The sequence below is a fragment of the Actinophytocola sp. NPDC049390 genome, assembly GCF_044466355.1.
Lineage (GTDB): Bacteria > Actinomycetota > Actinomycetes > Mycobacteriales > Pseudonocardiaceae > Actinophytocola.
Map to the genome: position 1 here is coordinate 155,242 of NZ_JBITMQ010000009.1, position 16,978 is coordinate 172,219.

At 69.7% G+C, this 16,978-nt stretch carries 15 protein-coding genes; 4 read left to right on the plus strand and 11 right to left on the minus strand.

The genetic code is table 11. The annotated features are described in order from the left end of the window. Positions 1–28: 28 nt before the first annotated feature. The 7 genes from ACIBVP_RS25115 to ACIBVP_RS25145 all read right to left on the minus strand — a co-directional run bounded on the left by ACIBVP_RS25115 (position 29) and on the right by ACIBVP_RS25145 (position 7,480). Complete coding sequence (locus tag ACIBVP_RS25115) at positions 29–796, minus strand: ESX secretion-associated protein EspG (protein WP_396108748.1); 768 nt, start codon at positions 794–796, stop codon at positions 29–31. Beyond that, the gene (locus ACIBVP_RS25120; RefSeq protein WP_396108749.1) at positions 797–1,981 is read right to left on the minus strand and encodes a hypothetical protein; all 1,185 of its coding nucleotides are present in this window, start codon (positions 1,979–1,981) and stop codon (positions 797–799) included. A 37-nt stretch (positions 1,982–2,018) separates the two neighbouring features. Further along, a complete protein-coding gene (locus ACIBVP_RS25125; protein ID WP_396108750.1) occupies positions 2,019–2,645 on the minus strand; it encodes a DUF3558 domain-containing protein in 627 nt (208 codons plus the stop codon). Further along, entirely contained in the window at positions 2,638–3,036 is a 399-nt protein-coding gene (locus ACIBVP_RS25130; protein WP_396108751.1) for a hypothetical protein, read from the minus strand. The genes ACIBVP_RS25125 and ACIBVP_RS25130 overlap by 8 nt, the downstream gene beginning before the upstream one ends. 123 nt (positions 3,037–3,159) lie before the next feature. Then, positions 3,160–4,416, minus strand: coding sequence for a phosphoribosylamine--glycine ligase (purD, locus tag ACIBVP_RS25135; RefSeq protein WP_396108752.1), 1,257 nt, complete (start codon positions 4,414–4,416; stop codon positions 3,160–3,162). A gap of 75 nt (positions 4,417–4,491) precedes the next feature. Further along, positions 4,492–5,481, minus strand: a complete 990-nt coding sequence (locus tag ACIBVP_RS25140) for a TAXI family TRAP transporter solute-binding subunit (RefSeq protein ID WP_396108753.1) — start codon at positions 5,479–5,481, stop codon at positions 4,492–4,494. After that, a complete protein-coding gene (locus tag ACIBVP_RS25145; RefSeq protein WP_396108963.1) occupies positions 5,381–7,480 on the minus strand; it encodes a TRAP transporter permease in 2,100 nt (699 codons plus the stop codon). Before ACIBVP_RS25145 ends, ACIBVP_RS25140 begins: the two co-directional genes overlap by 101 nt. A gap of 151 nt (positions 7,481–7,631) precedes the next feature. Here ACIBVP_RS25145 and ACIBVP_RS25150 point away from each other — a divergent pair, with 151 nt between their 5' ends. Continuing rightward, the gene (locus ACIBVP_RS25150) at positions 7,632–8,741 is read left to right on the plus strand and encodes a glycerophosphodiester phosphodiesterase (RefSeq protein ID WP_396108754.1); all 1,110 of its coding nucleotides are present in this window, start codon (positions 7,632–7,634) and stop codon (positions 8,739–8,741) included. A gap of 209 nt (positions 8,742–8,950) precedes the next feature. Here ACIBVP_RS25150 and rph read toward each other — a convergent pair whose 3' ends face one another. Both rph and ACIBVP_RS25160 read right to left on the minus strand, forming a co-directional pair. Further along, positions 8,951–11,545: a rifamycin-inactivating phosphotransferase gene (gene rph, locus ACIBVP_RS25155; RefSeq protein ID WP_396108755.1), complete on the minus strand. Its 2,595-nt coding sequence runs from the start codon at positions 11,543–11,545 to the stop codon at positions 8,951–8,953. Between the two features lie 140 nt (positions 11,546–11,685). Beyond that, on the minus strand, positions 11,686–12,975 hold the full coding sequence (locus tag ACIBVP_RS25160) for an adenylosuccinate synthase (RefSeq protein WP_396108756.1): 1,290 nt from the start codon (positions 12,973–12,975) through the stop codon (positions 11,686–11,688). Positions 12,976–13,064: 89 nt separating this feature from the next. Between ACIBVP_RS25160 and ACIBVP_RS25165 the strand changes: the two genes are divergently transcribed. The 3 genes from ACIBVP_RS25165 to ACIBVP_RS25175 all read left to right on the plus strand — a co-directional run bounded on the left by ACIBVP_RS25165 (position 13,065) and on the right by ACIBVP_RS25175 (position 15,437). Next, on the plus strand, positions 13,065–13,718 hold the full coding sequence (locus ACIBVP_RS25165) for a hypothetical protein (RefSeq protein WP_396108758.1): 654 nt from the start codon (positions 13,065–13,067) through the stop codon (positions 13,716–13,718). A gap of 66 nt (positions 13,719–13,784) precedes the next feature. Next, positions 13,785–14,612 carry a hypothetical protein gene (locus ACIBVP_RS25170; protein WP_396108759.1) on the plus strand — a complete coding sequence of 276 codons (828 nt, stop codon included), beginning with the start codon at positions 13,785–13,787 and terminating at the stop codon, positions 14,610–14,612. Between the two features lie 195 nt (positions 14,613–14,807). Continuing rightward, on the plus strand, positions 14,808–15,437 hold the full coding sequence (locus tag ACIBVP_RS25175; RefSeq protein ID WP_396108760.1) for an HNH endonuclease family protein: 630 nt from the start codon (positions 14,808–14,810) through the stop codon (positions 15,435–15,437). Positions 15,438–15,486: 49 nt separating this feature from the next. On the opposite strand, the gene ACIBVP_RS25180 is transcribed toward ACIBVP_RS25175, so the two are convergent. Next, positions 15,487–15,906: a DUF3151 domain-containing protein gene (locus ACIBVP_RS25180; RefSeq protein WP_396108761.1), complete on the minus strand. Its 420-nt coding sequence runs from the start codon at positions 15,904–15,906 to the stop codon at positions 15,487–15,489. A 5-nt stretch (positions 15,907–15,911) separates the two neighbouring features. Continuing rightward, entirely contained in the window at positions 15,912–16,946 is a 1,035-nt protein-coding gene (fbaA, locus tag ACIBVP_RS25185; protein ID WP_396108762.1) for a class II fructose-bisphosphate aldolase, read from the minus strand. Positions 16,947–16,978: the final 32 nt, after the last annotated feature.

Consider the following 16,978-nt stretch of genomic DNA (forward strand, 5'->3'; position numbering starts at 1 on the left):
GTGTCGCGGTTCCCTCACCTTAGGACGGTCAGACCTCGGCCATCAGCTCTTGCACACAGGTCACGAGGCGCCGGTTGTCGGCCGGGGTGACCGTGCTCCACTCGCGACCGTCGGCGTTCGGTTTCGCGAGGTGGACATAACGTCCGCGAGGGGTGTCGTGGAAAGCGACAACCCGGTCAGCACGGACCATTCGCTGGTCCCGTTGCATGCGCGTGACACAGAACTGGCCGCGCACGTTCATGTCACGCACCATGTCCGCCATCGTCTTCGCGTCCGGCCCGGACACCCCGCGCCGGGAGAGCGCCGCCGCGAACTCCCGCGCGTCCCCGTGCGCCTCGGCGTCGGCGGCGGCGAGCACGTCGGACGGCACGCTCACCGACAGACCGGGCCCCGCGACCACGTCCCCGGCGACCGACACGGCGGCCTCCGCGATCGCGGTCTCGCGGGCCGGGATCAGCCACACCTGTGGCCCGTCGACAGCGGCCAGCAGGGCAGCGCTCCCGGAGACGACCGCGAACGAGGAGATGCGGTGGTCGGTCCACACCCAGCTGTCGATGGCCAGCTGCGGGTAGGCGAGCAGGCTGAGCTTGTCCGCCAGCTCCGGCGTCGCCCGCTCCCGCTCGGCAAGCCCGCGTTCCTCGAGGTCGGCGAACGCCCGCGCGACGAGCTGCCGCCGCTCGGTGTGCGTACGCCCGGGGCTCGGCACGGCGAGCGCCTCGTGCTTGGCCGGGAGCTTCTCGTGCTCCCACAACACGTCGAACTCGAGCGTGGAGAGGACGATGGTGCCGCTGATCATCTACCGGTCGTCATCGTCGCCGATCGACTCCGGCGCCACGACGCGATCGTCGTCGAACACGTCGCTCGACTCGACCCCGTACCGCCGGACGTGCTCCTGGTCCTCCTCGCCCTCGGCGTTGCGCCCGGCCCCCGCGGCGGCCGGTTGCATGATCGAGCCGCCGGGCCGGCCGGTACGCGCGCCGAACTTCTCGGCGTTGCGCGCGGCCCGCGCCTCTTCCTCGGGGACAGAGCCGATCGGGACACCGTTCTTGATGGGGCCACCTCGGCTCGCGCCGTTGCGGGCGAGACGTTCGCCTTCCGCACCGGCGCCGGCGCCGCCCGCGCCGCCGGCCCCCATGAGGGTCGCGGCTTCGGCCATGAGCATGGGGTTCACACCGCGCAGCGCGGCCGGGCCGAGGGGGTTGGCGTTGGTGGGCAGGAAGGGGTTGTTCGGGACGGGGCCACCGCCGGTGATGGGCGGGCCGCCGAGGGGCGGGTTGGGGCCAGGGCCGACTGTCGTCGGCGCGGGGGTGAAGGGGCCGCCGCCCGTGCCGGGTGAGTAGGAGGGCCCCGGGCCGCCTGGGCCCAGACCGGTGGGGCTGTAGTTGCCGCCCGTCGGGACGTAGTTGCCCGCGGAGGAGATGTTGGTACCACCGTCAACCGGCTGCGCGACGAGGTTCATACCGGGTGGCACGGGCAGCGTCTGCGCCTGGCCGAGCGCGTCGGAGCTGTTGTTCTGGTAGCCGGTCATGGCGTCGATGGCGGCGTCCTTGGCCGCGTTCGTCTGCCTCACCTGCTGTGCGTGGTCGGTGGTGTGCCCGAAGAAGCCCGCGACCTGGTCGACCGTGGACTCCTCTGTCGGGCCACGCAGCGTGTTCGAGTCGGGGGCCGCGTTGCGGGTGGTGTGGAACGTCTCGCCCTGGCTCCCGACACCCCGAGCCGACTCGGAAAGCGGGTCGATGGCGTTCTCCGCGTAGATCTGGGCGTTCTCGGTCGCCGAGGTACCCCCCTCCGACGCGGAGCCCTCCCAGGAAACGCCGATCTCCTTGAGCTGCTCACGCAGGGTTTGATCGGTCTCCACGAGCCCGAGAGCCACCACGACCAGCGCCTTCATCGCGTTCTGGAGCGTCCCCGAGCCCTCACCGTTGCGCAGGAGGTCGATCTCGTCCGCCAGCTCACCGTGGTTCCAACCCGCATAGCGCAAGTCGCTGAGTCCGTGATCCCCGGCCATAACAACTTCCTTACTTCAACGTCTGCAGCGTGGTCATGGCCATCTCGGTGGCCTGCCGAGCCATCTGGCACAGCTCGTCCTGTTCGAAACCGCGGCTGTACGGAACGACTTGAATCCAGAGGTTCTGCTTCTCGGCTACGCCGACCGCGACATCACAGCCTTCGCCATCGGAGCCGCGGAACTTGAACTGTGCTGCTGGAAATCCCTGGACATCGGTCAGCTCTGCCTCCACGTTCCGCTGACCGGTCAGCCACGCATCCACACCCTCGGTTGTGACAGCGAGTGCGGTGTAGTCGTAGAACCGCTCCTGGTCGTCAACCTCAAGCACACACTCCTTCATGCCCTTGAAGTTGTCACTCCCCGACTCCCCGGAATCCACATCAGTCGCCTTGAGCTGCGTGCGTTGCGCCTCGGTGAAAAGGGTGCACGGATCCAGCCCGTCCAGCGAGATATCCCTTGGCCGTGGCGGAACCTCGACCGTCGACGAGGGAGAACCGGAAGGCTCAGTCGTCGGCGCCGAGGACGTACCGGACGAGTCGCCGCCGGGAGCCGGTGTTGGTAGACCCGACGCACTGCTCGCGCACCCGGCACTGACCATCGCCACGGCTGCCAGAGCCAGAAACAAACGCTTACGCACCGGTCTTCCTGAACGCTGCCTCGATCTCTTCCTCGCTGAACCCGTACGCACGAGCAGTGTCCCCGAGTTGAACAGCGAGCTTCTTGAGACCGGTGATGTAGTCGTTGATCCGGTTCCGGTACGAATCCTCGTCGTTGATCAGGAGGTCGTTCCACGCCGCCGCCATCCGGGTGCTCACCTGGTCGTTGCCCGGCGGGTTCACCTCCAGGTCTCGACGGATGTCCTTGACCTGTTCTTTGAGGGAGTCAGCCTGGGACTCGACGATGCGAGCAGCGGCCAGGACGTTGTCCTTGTTCACCGTGAAGGTGCCTGAGCCGAGGCTTCTGGTGGCCTCGTTGACCTGCTTGAAGGCGGCGTTGATGCCTCGGCCTATGTCGCCGGCGAGATACATCCCGTTCGCTCCCCACTGATCGTGACGATCCGGTCTCTTTCTGCAGGCTACCAACGGCGCGCGGCACCCACCTGAACTTTGACGAAGAACTGGTGCGTCCGGTTCCGCTGATCGGCTGAACCGTCACTGTGCGGTGATCTCGCCCTTCGCCGCGCGGGTGGCTATGTCCGTGCGGTGGTGCGAGCCGGCCAGGTGTACGTCCTCTACCAGGCGGTACGCGTCGGCGCGGGCTTCGGACAGGGTTGGGCCTGTGCCCACCACCGACAGGACGCGGCCGCCCGCGGACACGATGGCGCCGTCGTCGCGGCGGCGGGTGCCCGCGTGGAGGACGCCGTGGGCCTCCGCGCCGGTGATGACGTCGCCCGAGCGGGCCCGGCCTGGGTAGCCCTCCGCGGCGACGACCACCGTGACCGCGTAGCCGTCGTGCCATTCGAGGGGTGGGTGGTCGGCCAGGGTGCCGGTCGCGACCGCGTTCAGCAGGCCTGCCAGCGGGGTGCGGAGCAGGGCCAGCACGGCCTGGGTCTCCGGGTCGCCGAAGCGGCAGTTGAACTCGATGACCTGCGGGCCCGCGCTGGTGAGCGCCAGGCCCGCGTAGAGGAGACCGGAGAACGACGCCCCTCGGGCCGCCATCTCCTCCACCACCGGCTTGATGATCTTGGAGACGACCTCGTCGGCCAGGCCCGGCGGGGTCCACGGCAGCGGGGCGTACGCGCCCATGCCGCCCGTGTTCGGGCCCGCGTCGTCGTCGCCAACGCGCTTGAAGTCCTGTGCGGGCAGGAGCGGGACGACCGTCGTGCCGTCCACGAGGCAGAAGAGCGACGCCTCCGGGCCGTCCAGGAAGGACTCCAGCAGGACCGGGTGGCCGCCGTCGAGGAGGGTCATGGCGTGGGTGCGGGCGGCGGCGAGGTCGGTGGTGACCGCCACGCCCTTGCCCGCGGCGAGGCCGTCGTCCTTCACGACCCACGTCGGGCCGAAGCGGGCGAGGGCGGCGTCGAGCTTGGCCGGGTTGTCGACGATCTCGCTGTGCGCGGTCGGGACGTTCGCCGCGGCCATGACGTCCTTCGCGAACGCCTTCGAGCCCTCGATGCGGGCCGCGGCGGCCGACGGGCCGAAGCACGCGATGCCCGCCGCGCGGACGGCGTCCGCGGCACCCGCGACGAGCGGCACCTCCGGACCGACGACGACCAGGTCGGCGCGCCACTCCCGCGCGGTCGCGACCACGGAGGCCGGGTCGGTCACGTCGGCGCCGTAGGACTCGGCGACCGCCGCCGTGCCCGCGTTGCCGGGGGCACACGCCAGGGCCGTAACCGCAGGGTCGTGGGAGAGGGCGAGCACGAGCGCGTGCTCGCGCGCACCGGACCCGATCACCAGGACACGCACGATGAACAGCGTAGATGCCGTCCTGGTCGGGATCGCCGCCAGGGCTCTCTCGTCACAACGTCCCGGAAGACGCTTTCAGGACGTCAGTGCTTGTTCTGCTCCTGGGTGGAGTTTCACCGGGGCCGTCTCCACCGCGGTCTCGCGGTCCAGGGCGTTCGCGGCCTTGTGGACCTTCGCGAGGTCCGCCTTCTTGTCGAAGATCAGGTTGGTGATGGCGCACGCGTTGCCCGCCGGGAAGTCGTTCGTGACCAGCAGCAGGTTCGGGACCACGATCGTCGGGACGTCGGCGGGCAGGCCGTACGTGTCGGCCGGGATCGCGCCGTCCTCGTAGACCTCGTTGACCTTCTTCATGTTCTCCAGCAGGTCGCTGATGTCCAGGAACTTCACGTCCTCGCCGAGGGACGTCGTCAGGTCGGTCAGTTCCGGGGTCGGCAGGCCGCCGGACCAGAACAGGCCATCGATCTGGCCCGACTTCATCTGGTCCACGGTCGGGCGCAGGGCCAGGCGTTGCGCGGAGATGTCCGACTGCGACAGGCCCGCTGCCTCCAGGAGGCGGTTCGCGATGACCTCCGTACCCGACTTGGGGGAGCCCGTCGAGATGCTCTTGCCCTTCATGTCGGCGACGCTGTCGATGCCGCTGTCCGCGCGTACGACCACCTGCGTGTAGTTCGGGTAGATGCGCGCCAGCGCGGCTATGTCCTGCGGTTTCCCTTCGAAGGCCGCCTTTCCCTCGACCGCGTCGGCGGCGGTGTCGGCCAGGGCGAACGCGATGTCGTAGTCGCCCGCCACCAGCTGCTGGATGTTCTGCACCGACGCGCCCGTCTCGGCCGCGTTGGCCTTCAGCGGGGTGTTGTTGCTGATCAGCTGCGCCAGGCCGCCGCCGAGCGTGTAGTAGACACCTCCGGTGTTGCCGGTCGCGATGGTGATCCGGCCCTCGCCCGCCTCGCAGCTGCCGGACGCCTGGTCAGCCGAGTTGTTCGTCTGCTTGCCGCCGCACGCCGCTGTCACCAGCAACACCGCCAGTGCCGCCAACGCCTTCGTCGCGATCTTCGCCGGTCGCATCATCAGGCTCCTGTTCTTTCGGGGTTCGGCGGCCGAGCAGGTGCACGACGACCGCCACCACTGCGAAACCGACGCCGATCGCGATCGACAGCGGCTGCAGGTACAGCAAGAGCAACGCCGCGGGCACGCACAGCACCCGCTCCGGCCACCGCGCCGGTCCCACGAGCCAGCCGCCCGTGACCACCGCCAGTGCGGCCACGCCGAGCGCGGACACCAGCACCACCCACAGCACGGTCACGAAACCCTGCTGCAGCAACAGGGCCGAGCCGTTGTCCGTCAGCACGAACGCGAGCGGCACCAGGAACGCGGGCAACGTGTACTTCCACGTCTGCCACATCGTCCTGATCACCGAGCCGCCGGTGATCGCGGCCGCGGCGACCGCCGCCAGCGCGGTCGGCGGGGTGACCTCCGACAGCACCGCGTAGTAGAAGATGAACATCGCGACCTCGGCCGGTGCCACGCCGAGGTCCGACAGGGCGGGGCCGAGCACGACCCACGAGATGATGAACGACGCCGTCACCGGCACCGCGAGGCCGAGCACGCTCACCGCGACCGCCGCGAACACCACCGTCAGCATCAGGATCACGGTCTCGTTCGACGCCAGTGCCCGCGCCGCGTCGACCAGTGCCGCCGCCAACTCCTGACCGAGGCCGGTCTTGGTGATCGTCGACGTGATCACGCCTGCCGCCGCGCACACCGCGATCACCGGCAGCGCGCCGCGGATGCCCTCCGCCAGCGAGTCGGCCACCGCCTTCAGCCAGGCCTGGAACGAGCCGCCCGTCACCAGTTGCGAGACCAACGCGAACAGCGCCGCCACCCCGGTCGCGTACACGACCGCGGTGAACGGCGGGATGTCCAGCGCCAGGAACACGACGATGATCGCCAGTGACGCGAAGTGGTAACCGCCGCGGAGCAGCAGCTTGCCGACCGGTGGGGTGTCGACGTCCACGGGCTTCGCGCCGAAGCGCCGCGCGTCGGCCTCCACCGCGAACACGATGCCGAGGTAGTACAGGACGGTCGGGACGATCGCCCACAGCAGCACCGTCAGGTACGACGTCTCCAGGTACTCGGCGATGATGAACGCCGCCGCGCCCAGCGTCGGCGGCGACAGGATCGCGCCGATGCCCGACGCGGCGAGCAGGCCGCCCGCGTTCTCCTTGGGGTAACCCGCCTTCCGCAGCACCGGCCACGTGATCGCGCCCAGGCTGACGGTGGTCGCGGTGCCGGAACCCGACACCGTGCCGAGCAGGAAACCCGACATGGCGGCGGTGCGGCCCGGTGCGGTGCGGGACCTGCGGAACGCGGCGAAGCTGATGTCCACGAAGAACTTCCCGGCGCCGGACGTCGACAGCACGGCGCCGTAGATCGTGAACAACACGATGTACGTCGCGGCGACGTCGAGCGGGATGCCGTAGAAGCCGCTCTGGTCGTTGTAGAGCGCGTTCACGATCTGGCTGAAGTCGACGCCCGCGTGCGCGACGCCCCAGTTCTGCGGCAGGTAACCGCCGTAGTACGAGTACGCGAGGAACACCAGGCAGACGATCGGGAGCACCAGGCCCGTGGTCCGGCGCGTCGCCTCCAGGATCAGCACGAGCAGCAGCGCACCGGCCACGATGTCCGAAGTTGACAGAAGGCCCTGGCGGTCGAGGAAGGCGTCGAAGCCGCCGCCCGCGTCGCCGATCGCGAGCGGCACGACCGGGTACAGGCCGACGACCAGCGCGATCGCCGCGAACGCCCAGTCGAGCGTGCCGGGGTTGTCCGGGTCGCGCGCGGTGCCGCGGGGGCGGTAGCACAGGAAGACCAGCGGCAACGTCAGCCCGAGGAAGATCACCAGGTAGTACTGGTTGCCCTTCGCGAAGGGCAGGAAGACCTGTTTGAGCACCAGCAGCGCGACCGCGATCGACGCCGCCCAGACGAACCACTCCCAGCGGCCGGACAGCCGCCGGGCGGGGCGCTCCTCGTCGTGCTCACCGACCGCGATCGCCGACGGGTCGGTGTCCATGTCTTCCGTAGACCTGGTCACCACCGGCAACCTACCCGTGACAGGTGTCACAAAGAAGATCGAATGCGTTATCGCTTCGTCACCTTCGGGTCCGACGAAGTTTGCCCGGATCGACGACGATCCGCGCGCCAATCGAGGCAAGGAGGAGACCGTGAGTTCGAAGTTACTGCGCATCGCCGTCACCGCGACGACGGCGTTGGCCGTGGTCAGCGCGGCGGCGCCCGCGACAGCGGACCGTGCCCCCGCACACGGTGACCAGGACAGCTTCACGATCGTCGGCCACCGCGGCGCGTCCGGCTACCGGCCGGAGCACACGCTGGCGTCCTACGAGCTCGCGGCGCGGATGGGGGCCGACTACATCGAGCCCGACCTCGTGACCACGAAGGACGGTGTGCTGGTCGCCCGGCACGAACCGGAGATCGGCGGGACGACCGACGTGGCGGACCACCCGGAGTTCGCGGACCGCAGGACGACGAAGTCGCTGGACGGCGTGGACGTGACCGGCTGGTTCACCGAGGACTTCACGCTCGCGGAGCTGAAGACGTTGCGCGCGAAGGAGCGCATCCCGGACATCCGCCAGGAGAACACGCTCTACGACGGGCGCTACGAGGTCCCGACGTTCCAGGAGGTTATCGACCTGGCGAAGCGGTTGTCGCGGGAGCTGCACCGGGAGATCGGGATCTACCCGGAGACCAAGCACCCGACGTACTTCCGCAAGCAGGGCCTCGCGCTGGAGCCCGCGCTGGTGCGGACGCTGAACCGCAACGGGCTGAACCGGCCGTCCGCGAAGGTGTACGTGCAGTCGTTCGAGGTCACGAACCTGATCGAGCTGAACCGCGTGCTGCGGGTGCCGCTGGTGCAGCTGACGTCGGGGTCCGGCGCGCCGTTCGACTTCGTGGACTCGGGCGACCCGAGGACCTACAAGGACATCATCTCGCCGGCAGGGCTGCGGGACGTGGCGAAGTACGCGAAGGGCCTCGGGCCGGAGAAGGGGCAGATCATCCCGCGTGACGCGGCGGGCAACCTGACGACGCCGACGACGCTGGTGGCCGACGCGCACCGGGCCGGGCTGGCCGTGCACCCGTACACGTTCCGCGCGGAGAACGCGTTCCTGCCCGCGGACTTCCGCTCGTCGACGGTGCCGTCGGAGTACGGCGACATGATCGCCGAGATCGAGGCGTTCCGCGCGACGGGGATCGACGGGCTGTTCACCGACAACCCCGACGTCGCGGTGGCGGCCGAGCAGCTGGCCGCGGCCTGAGTTGTCCACAGCCGGGTGAGTTGTCCACAGACCGGGCCCCGCGGCCCGGTTCTGTCACCCCCACCCGGTAGACTGGCAAGGCGGGTAGCCCCCGGGATCGGGTGGGGGTTGCGTACCGGTGGTTCGCGAGTTCCGGCTCGTGGATCTTGGGGTTTGCGGGTTGTGAAGGCGCGTCCAGGGCGCATGCTCTGGACGCGCCTTCCTTGCCGCTACGGCAGGATCTCGACGTAGCCGTTCGTGCCGTTCACGCGGATGCGCTGGCCGTCCCTGATCAGGCGGGTGGCGCCCGACACCCCCACGACGGCGGGCAGCCCGTACTCCCTGGCCACCACCGCGCCGTGGGTCATCAGGCCACCGACCTCCGTCACGAGCCCCTTGATGGTCACGAACACCGGCGACCAGCTCGGGTCGGTGAACGCGGTGACCAGGATGTCGTCCGATGCCAGGTCGGCCGCCGCCAAGTCCAGGACGACGCGGGCACGGCCTTCGACGGTCCCGCTCGACACCGGCATCCCGACCAGCGCACCGGCCGGGGCGTCCGCGCGCCGGTAGCTGCCGACCACGGCCTCGCCGTCGGACGTGAGCACCCGGGGCGGGGTGAGCGCCTGGTACGTGGCGAAGTCCTCCTTGCGCCGCCGGATGAGCTCCTCGTCGACCTCCCCGCCCCGCGCGACCTCGTGGAGTTCGGCGAACCTGAGGTAGAACACGTCCTCCCGGTCGCGCAGGACCCCTGCACGCACCAGCCGGTCGGCCTCCGCGAGGATCGCCTGCTTGTAGATGGAGTACCGGCTGACCATGCCGTACTTGGGGTACTCGCGGAACCCGATGAACGTCCGGACGCGGTCGATCATCGCCTTGGTCTCCTCGGCTTTCCGCTCGCCGTCGGGAAGGGCACGCAACCGCGTCAGCACCTCCTGTTCCTTGGCGGCCGCCTGTCGTCGCCCCTCCTCGAAGCGGCGACGGCTGGCGCCGGGCTCGAAGGTCTCGACGTTGCCGAGGAGCACGGGCACGAGGGCGGTCGGGTGTTCGCGCCACCTCGGCCTCGTGATGTCGATCTCGCCGACGCAGCGCATGCCGTACCTGTCGAGGTAGCCCTGGATCGCGTCCCGTGCCTCGCGGCCGCCGGGCAGCCCGGCCAGCTCGTCGACGAAGTCGTCGTTCTCGACGCCCCGCAGGAAGGCCACGACCTGCGGGTGCGGGCGGATCACGTCCGCGACGTCCAGCAGGTCGAGGCCCATCTCCGACGTGACGTTGCCCGGCGCGGACAGCGTGAGCGTGTCGGCCGCGTTCTCCTCGCCCAGCCACTCGCGCAGGTGCTCGTTGAGCCAGGTCGTCGCGTCCTGCGCCGCGATGATCGCGGGCAGGCTCCTCGGGTCGAACAACAGCGCCCGCAGCTCCTCGAAGTCCGCGAGGATGAAGTCGAACAGCTCCGGTCCCTTCTTCGCCTCGATGTCGCGTGCGACGGCGGCGAGGGACGCCCGGGTCCTCCCGATCAGCTCGTCCACGATGGACGGATCGGCGTCGAGGTGCGGCGTCGGGACGTCGCCGACGAACCGGGGGCCTTCGTCGGGCGCCAACGGCACGAAGTCGCCGCGGTCGAGGACGGTCCGCATCGCGTCCCTCATCAGCGGATCGGACGTCCCCATGGCCGCGAGGAACCGGTCGCGGCTGGTCGTTCCGGCCAGGACCGGGGCGACGTCGACGAACAGCCGCCCGCCCGCCTCGGCCATGGGCCGCCGGGTGGTCAGCTGCCACACGGACAGGCCGAGCGGCTTCAGCGGGTCGGTCATCATCTGCTGGTGGCCGACGGAGACGTAGACGTGGTTGCCGTCGTCCTCGCTCTCCGGGATGGGGAACAGCGTGGTGATCGCCCTGCTCTGGACGATCTGGAAGCCGCCGTCCGCCAGGCACCACTCGATGTCCTGGGGTCGGCCGAAGTGCGTCTCGATCCGGCGGCCCAGCTCCGCGAGCGCCACCACCTGCTCGTCGGTCAGCGCGGGCCGCTGCCGCGCCGACGGCTCGACCGCCTCCTGCCGCGTCCCGCCGCCCGGCACGGCGTGGACGGCCAGTTCCTTGGCGCCGATCGTCTTCGCGACGACCGCGCCGTCCCGCACCTGGTAGCTGTCCGCGTTCACCAGCCCGGAGACCAGCGCCTCACCGAGCCCGAAGCTCGCTTCGACGGTGGTGATCTTCCGGTTGGACGTGACCGGGTCGGCGGTGAACAGGATGCCCGACGCGTCCGGCGTGACCATCCGCTGCACGACCACGGCCATGGTGACCTCGCGGTGGTCGAAGCCGTTCCGCAGGCGGTAGGTCACGGCCCGCTCGGTGAAGAGCGAGGCCCAGCACGACCTGATGTGCTCGAGCACGGCCGTCGCGCCCACGACGTTCAGGTACGTGTCCTGCTGCCCCGCGAAGGAGGCCGCCGGCAGGTCTTCCGCCGTCGCGCTGGAACGGACCGCGTAGGCGGCGTTCTCGCCCAGCGAAGCGAGTGGGCGGACGAGCACCGCCGCCATGTCGTCCGGAATGGCGGTCTTCTCGATGACGCCACGGGTCTCCGCACTGAGCGCGCCGATCGCGTCCCTGTCGTCCGGGTCCGGACGCGACAGCCGGTCGAGCAGATCGTCGAGCGCCGGCACGTCCGCCATGACCCGCCGGAACGCGTCCGTCGTCACGCAGTAGCCGGGCGGCACCTCGATGCCGTCGATCCGCGAAAGCTCCCCGAGGTGCGCGCCCTTGCCCCCGACGACCGCCACCTGGCGGGCGTCGACCTCGTGGAAACCCAGCACGTACTGATGTACCACTATCTCCCCTGTCCCCTGCTGCTGCGCCTGCGTTTTCGCAGGTCCTGAGCTCTAGGCGGGAGATTCTGCGCCACACCCCGGGTCTTGCCGCAAGACCCGGGGTGCGCTATACGTTGAAGAGGGCGGGAAAGCCGTGTGCGTCAGCCCGTCATCGAGTGGCGGACGATGGTCTGTTCGCGGCCCGGGCCGACGCCGATCGCCGAGAACCTCGCGCCCGACAGCTCCTCCAGCCGGTGGACGTAGGCCTGCGCGTTCGCGGGCAGCTCCGCGAAGGTCCGGCACTTCGAGATGTCCTCCCACCAGCCGGGCATCTCCTCGTACACCGGCACGGCGTGGTGCACGTCGGTCTGCGTCATCGGCATGTCCGAGACGGTCTCGCCGTTCACCTTGTACGCCACGCAGATCGGCACGCGGTCCAAACCGGACAGCACGTCGAGCTTCGTGAGGAAGTAGTCGGTGATGCCGTTCACGCGCGCCGCGTACCGGGCGATCACCGCGTCGAACCAGCCGGTGCGGCGGGAGCGGCCCGTGGTCACACCGAACTCGCCGCCGGTCTTGCGGAGGCGCTCGCCCATCTCGTCGTGCAGCTCGCTCGGGAACGGGCCCGAGCCGACGCGGGTCGTGTAGGCCTTCAGGATGCCGATCACCGTCGTGATCCGGGTGGGGCCGATGCCGGAGCCCGCCGACGCGCCGCCCGCGGTCGGGTTCGACGACGTCACGAACGGGTACGTGCCGTGGTCGACGTCCAGCAGCGTGCCCTGCGAGCCTTCGAGCAGCACCGTCTCGCCGCGCTCCAGGGCCTGGTTCAGCAACAGCCGCGTGTCGGCGATGCGGTGGGCGAACTTCTCGCCGTACTCCAGCACCGAGTCCACGACCTGCTCCGGGTCGAGGCCCTTGCGGTTGTAGACCTTGATGAGGATCTGGTTCTTGACGTCGAGCGCGGCCTCGACCTTCTGCCGCAGGATCTTCTCGTCCAGCAGGTCCTGGACGCGGACGCCGACGCGGGAGACCTTGTCCTGGTACGCCGGGCCGATGCCGCGGCCGGTGGTGCCGATCTTGGCTTTGCCCAGGTAGCGCTCGGTGACTTTGTCGATCGCGACGTGGTACGGCATGATCAGGTGCGCATCGGCGGAGATCAGGAGCCGCGACGTGTCCACGTCCCGCTCCTCAAGGCCCGCCAGTTCGGTCAGCAGCACACCTGGGTCGACGACCACCCCGTTGCCGATGACGTTGGTGACGCCGGGGGTCAGGATGCCCGAAGGGATCAAGTGGAGGGCGAAGTCCTGTCCGTCAGGGAGCACCACCGTGTGGCCGGCGTTGTTGCCGCCCTGGTAGCGCACGACCCACTGGACCTTCTCGCCCAACAGATCCGTTGCCTTGCCCTTACCTTCGTCGCCCCACTGGGCGCCGATGAGCACGATGGCCGGCATGTGAAACTCCCCGATGTCAACGGAACACGAGTGGACGCATTTCGGATGGGCGAAATGCCGGTGATTGAGCGTAGACCAGGAGGCCCGGGATGGGTGCGCTGATACTGGGTTGCGGACCCGCCGTCACCAGCGGTGACTGGCGAAAACTGGCCTCGGCCTCGGGATCGGGGGCGCACGAGATCCCCGCCACACCCAGCAAGAACGACATCGACCCGCTGCTGAAGAACGACGACGTGGACCGGGTGGTCGTGCACGGCACCGACGCCGACCTGGCCGCCGTCGTGCTCCGCCTCATGCGCACCGAACGGGTGGACGAGCTGATGGTCGGCTTCGTGCCGGTCGACCGCAAGCAGTCGCATGTCGCCCAGCTGTGGGGTTTGCCGGTCGACGGCGTGGATCTCGCGCTCACGGGCAGTGACCGCAGCCTGCCGCTCGTCCGGGACGACAACGGCGGGGTGCTGCTCGGGCTCGGGGTGGTCGCGCCCGCCCGCGGCACCGTGTACTGCGACGACGCGGTCGCGCTGCGTGGTGACGCGTCGCGGATCGAGGTGACGCCGGGGCCCGCCGGGGTGTCGGTGAAGGTGGCGCGGGGCCGGTTCCGCAAGCCTGCCGTGTTCGAGGGCCGCGCGGTGCAGTTCGGCATCGACGAGATCCACCCCGTCCGGGACGGCGTCGAGTACCCGCGCGCGGTGACGCGGTGGACCTGGTACCGGCACACCGAGGACCTGCGCGCGATCTGCTGAGCAACGTTCTTGCCCGCCCGCGCAGCGCCGCCTGACGCGCCATGGGCGCTGTTCTGCAATGGCGGCATGAAGCTACGAATCGCACTGCTTGCCGCCCTGCTGGTGGCTGTGCTGCCCGGGCAGGCGGACGCGGCACCGGCCGACACGATCTCCGCCGACCGCGCGACCGTGCGCGACTACCCGGGCCGTCTGGTGCTCGCGAACGCGACCAGGGGCGACGCCGTCGAGGTGCAGGGCTACTGCGGGGAATGGGTGCGGATCCGCGTGTCCCCCGGCCACGCCATGGCGACACCGGTCGGCTGGGTCCTGCGCGGTCACCTGACACGCGCGAGCCAGTCCGGTGGACTGGACGGGGTACCGGAACGCTGCGGGGACGACGCCGAGCGCTGGCGTGACTGGGTGGGTGCGATCAACGCGCCGTTCCGGTCGCTGCGGCAGGTGGACGGGCTGTGGCGGCGGATCACGTTCGGCACCGGCGTGAACCTGGCCGCGGGCTGTGTGCTGTCCCTCAACTACACCCGTGTCGCCGACGGACCGGACCGCGTCGATCCCGCACAGGCCGTGCCCGGCCTGGACATGACGAAGGTCAGCTACCGGTACGTGACCACGGACGGCGCGGTCGCGCTGGTCGCCGCGCCGCGGCCCGGCGCCTCGTACAACGTGTGGGGCTTCGTGCCGTCGGAATGTCTCCAGCCGAAGCACCGCGACCACGTGTACTTCGACGAACCGGTGGTGCAACTGCAAAATATTTCCGGACTCCGTACCGGTGTCGGCTACTCGGATGAGACCATCCGGGCACGCGGTTGCACGGGCGCGCTGGTCAGCCCGACGCAACCGCGGTTCGGCTACTGGGTGGATCCGGTTCCGGCCAATCGGCCGCCCTGCCCGGTGTAGGTCGATCCCGGTGGTGGCGGGGCCGCGAGGGGGTTCCGCCACCACCGTTTTCCTCCGATCTGCCGGTGGCGACTCGTCGCTGACCCGTTCGGCCCCGGCCGAAAGTCGCTTTCCCGAGTGTTTCCCTGACGGTCATTGCCCCTGGTGATCGCGGTGTCGCACAGTCGGTGCGACAACTTCACTTCTGGAGGCGCGATGTCGGGGAAAGCACTCGTCGCCTCGCTGGTACTCGCTGCCGGGGCCGTGGTCGGTCTCGGGAGCGGGACGGCGAGCGCGACCCCACCAGGCATACCGGATCCGGCGACGGCGGCGAGTGAGCTCGCGGCGCTGACGGTGGCCCCCGAGGGTTCCATGGACGGCTACGACCGCGACAAGTTCCCGCACTGGCACACCGTCGAAGGTGCTTGCAACACAAGGGAAATGGTGCTGCAGCGGGACGGTGACGGCGTGGAGGTCGGCGACGACTGCGCCGCCACGTCCGGGTCCTGGACCAGCCCGTACGACGGCGGGACGTGGACCGAAACGTCCGATGTGGACATCGATCACATGGTGCCGCTGGCGGCGGCGTGGCGGTCCGGCGCCGCGGACTGGACCACCGACGAACGCGAGGCGTTCGCGAACGACCTGGACTCCCCGCAGCTGTGGGCGGTCACGGACAACGTGAACCAGTCCAAGAGCGACCAGACGCCGGACCAGTGGAAGCCGCCGCTGGAGTCCAACTGGTGCCAGTACGCCAGCGCGTACACGCACGTGAAGTACGACTACGGCCTGACCGTCACGGACGCGGAACAGGGTGCGCTGGAAGAGATGCTGGCGACCTGCTGACACGAGAAAGGGCCGCTCACGCGCTGTGGGCGGCCCTTTCTCCGTGTTCTCAGGCGAGGCCGAGCTGGGCGGGTGCCTCCGGGTCGGAGTCCGCCAGGAACTGCGTGCAGCGCTGGAACTCCTCGGTCTCCCCGATGGCCTGTGCGGCGCGGGCGAGCGCCGCCAGTGCGCGGAGGAAACCGCGGTTCGGGCGGTGGGCCCACGGGACCGGCCCGTGCCCCTTCCAGCCCGCGCGGCGGAGCTGGTCCAGACCGCGGTGGTAGCCGGTCCGCGCGTACGCGTAGGCCGCGACCGGGTTGTTCTCCCGCAACGCCAGCTCGGCCAGCGCCGCCCAGCCCTCCGAGAAGTCCGGCCACTGGGTGACGACCTTCGCGGGCTCGGTGCCCGACTCGATCGCCGCCTGCGGTTCCGGTCGGTCCGGCAGGTGGGTGGCGGGCGGGCCGCCGAACAGGTTCTCCTGCAACGTCATGGCTCTCAGCCTGCCAGCATCCGGCCCGCGGACTTCAGGTGCTCACACGCCTGGGTGACGCGCGCGGCCATGCCCTGCTCCGCGGCCTTCAGGTAGGAACGCGGGTCGTAGGTCTTCTTGTTGCCGACCTCGCCGTCGATCTTCAGGACACCGTCGTAGTTCTGGAACATGTGCGCCGCGACCGGACGCGTGAACGCGTACTGGGTGTCGGTGTCGATGTTCATCTTCACCACGCCGTACGACAGCGCCTCGTGGATCTCCTCCAGCAGCGAGCCGGAGCCGCCGTGGAACACCAGCTCGAACGGCTTGTCACCGGCCGGGCGGCCCAGCTTCTCGGCGGCCACCTCCTGGCCGCGCTTGAGCACGTCCGGGCGCAGCTTCACGTTGCCCGGCTTGTAGACGCCGTGCACGTTGCCGAAGGTCGCGGCCAGCAGGTAGCGGCCCTTCTCGCCGGCGCCGAGCGCGTCGATCGTCTTCAGGAAGTCGCCCTCGGCGGTGTACAGCTTCTCGTTGATCTCGTGGGCGACGCCGTCCTCCTCGCCACCGACGACACCGATCTCGACCTCGAGGATGATCCGCGCCTTGGCCGCCTGGTCGAGCAGCTCGGACGCGATGGTGAGGTTCTCGTCGAGGTCGATGGCCGAGCCGTCCCACATGTGGGACTGGAACAGCGGCTCCTTGCCCGCGGACACGCGCTCCTGGGAGATCGCGACCAGCGGGCGGACGAAGCCGTCGAGCTTGTCCTTCGGGCAGTGGTCGGTGTGCAGCGCGATGTTCACCGGGTACTTCTCGGCGACGACGTGCGCGAACTCGGCGAGCGCGACCGAGCCGGTGACCATGTCCTTGACCTTGGTGCCGGAGGCGAACTCGGACCCACCCGTCGAGACCTGGATGATCCCGTCGCTCTCCGCCTCGGCGAAGCCGCGCAGTGCCGCGTTCAGGGTCTCGGACGAGGTCACGTTGATGGCGGGGAATGCGAACTCGTTCGCCTTCGCCCGGTCCAGCATCTCGGCGTAGACCTCGGGTGTGGCGATGGGCATCGGTACGTCCTCCTCATGGCTGGACAGGGCTG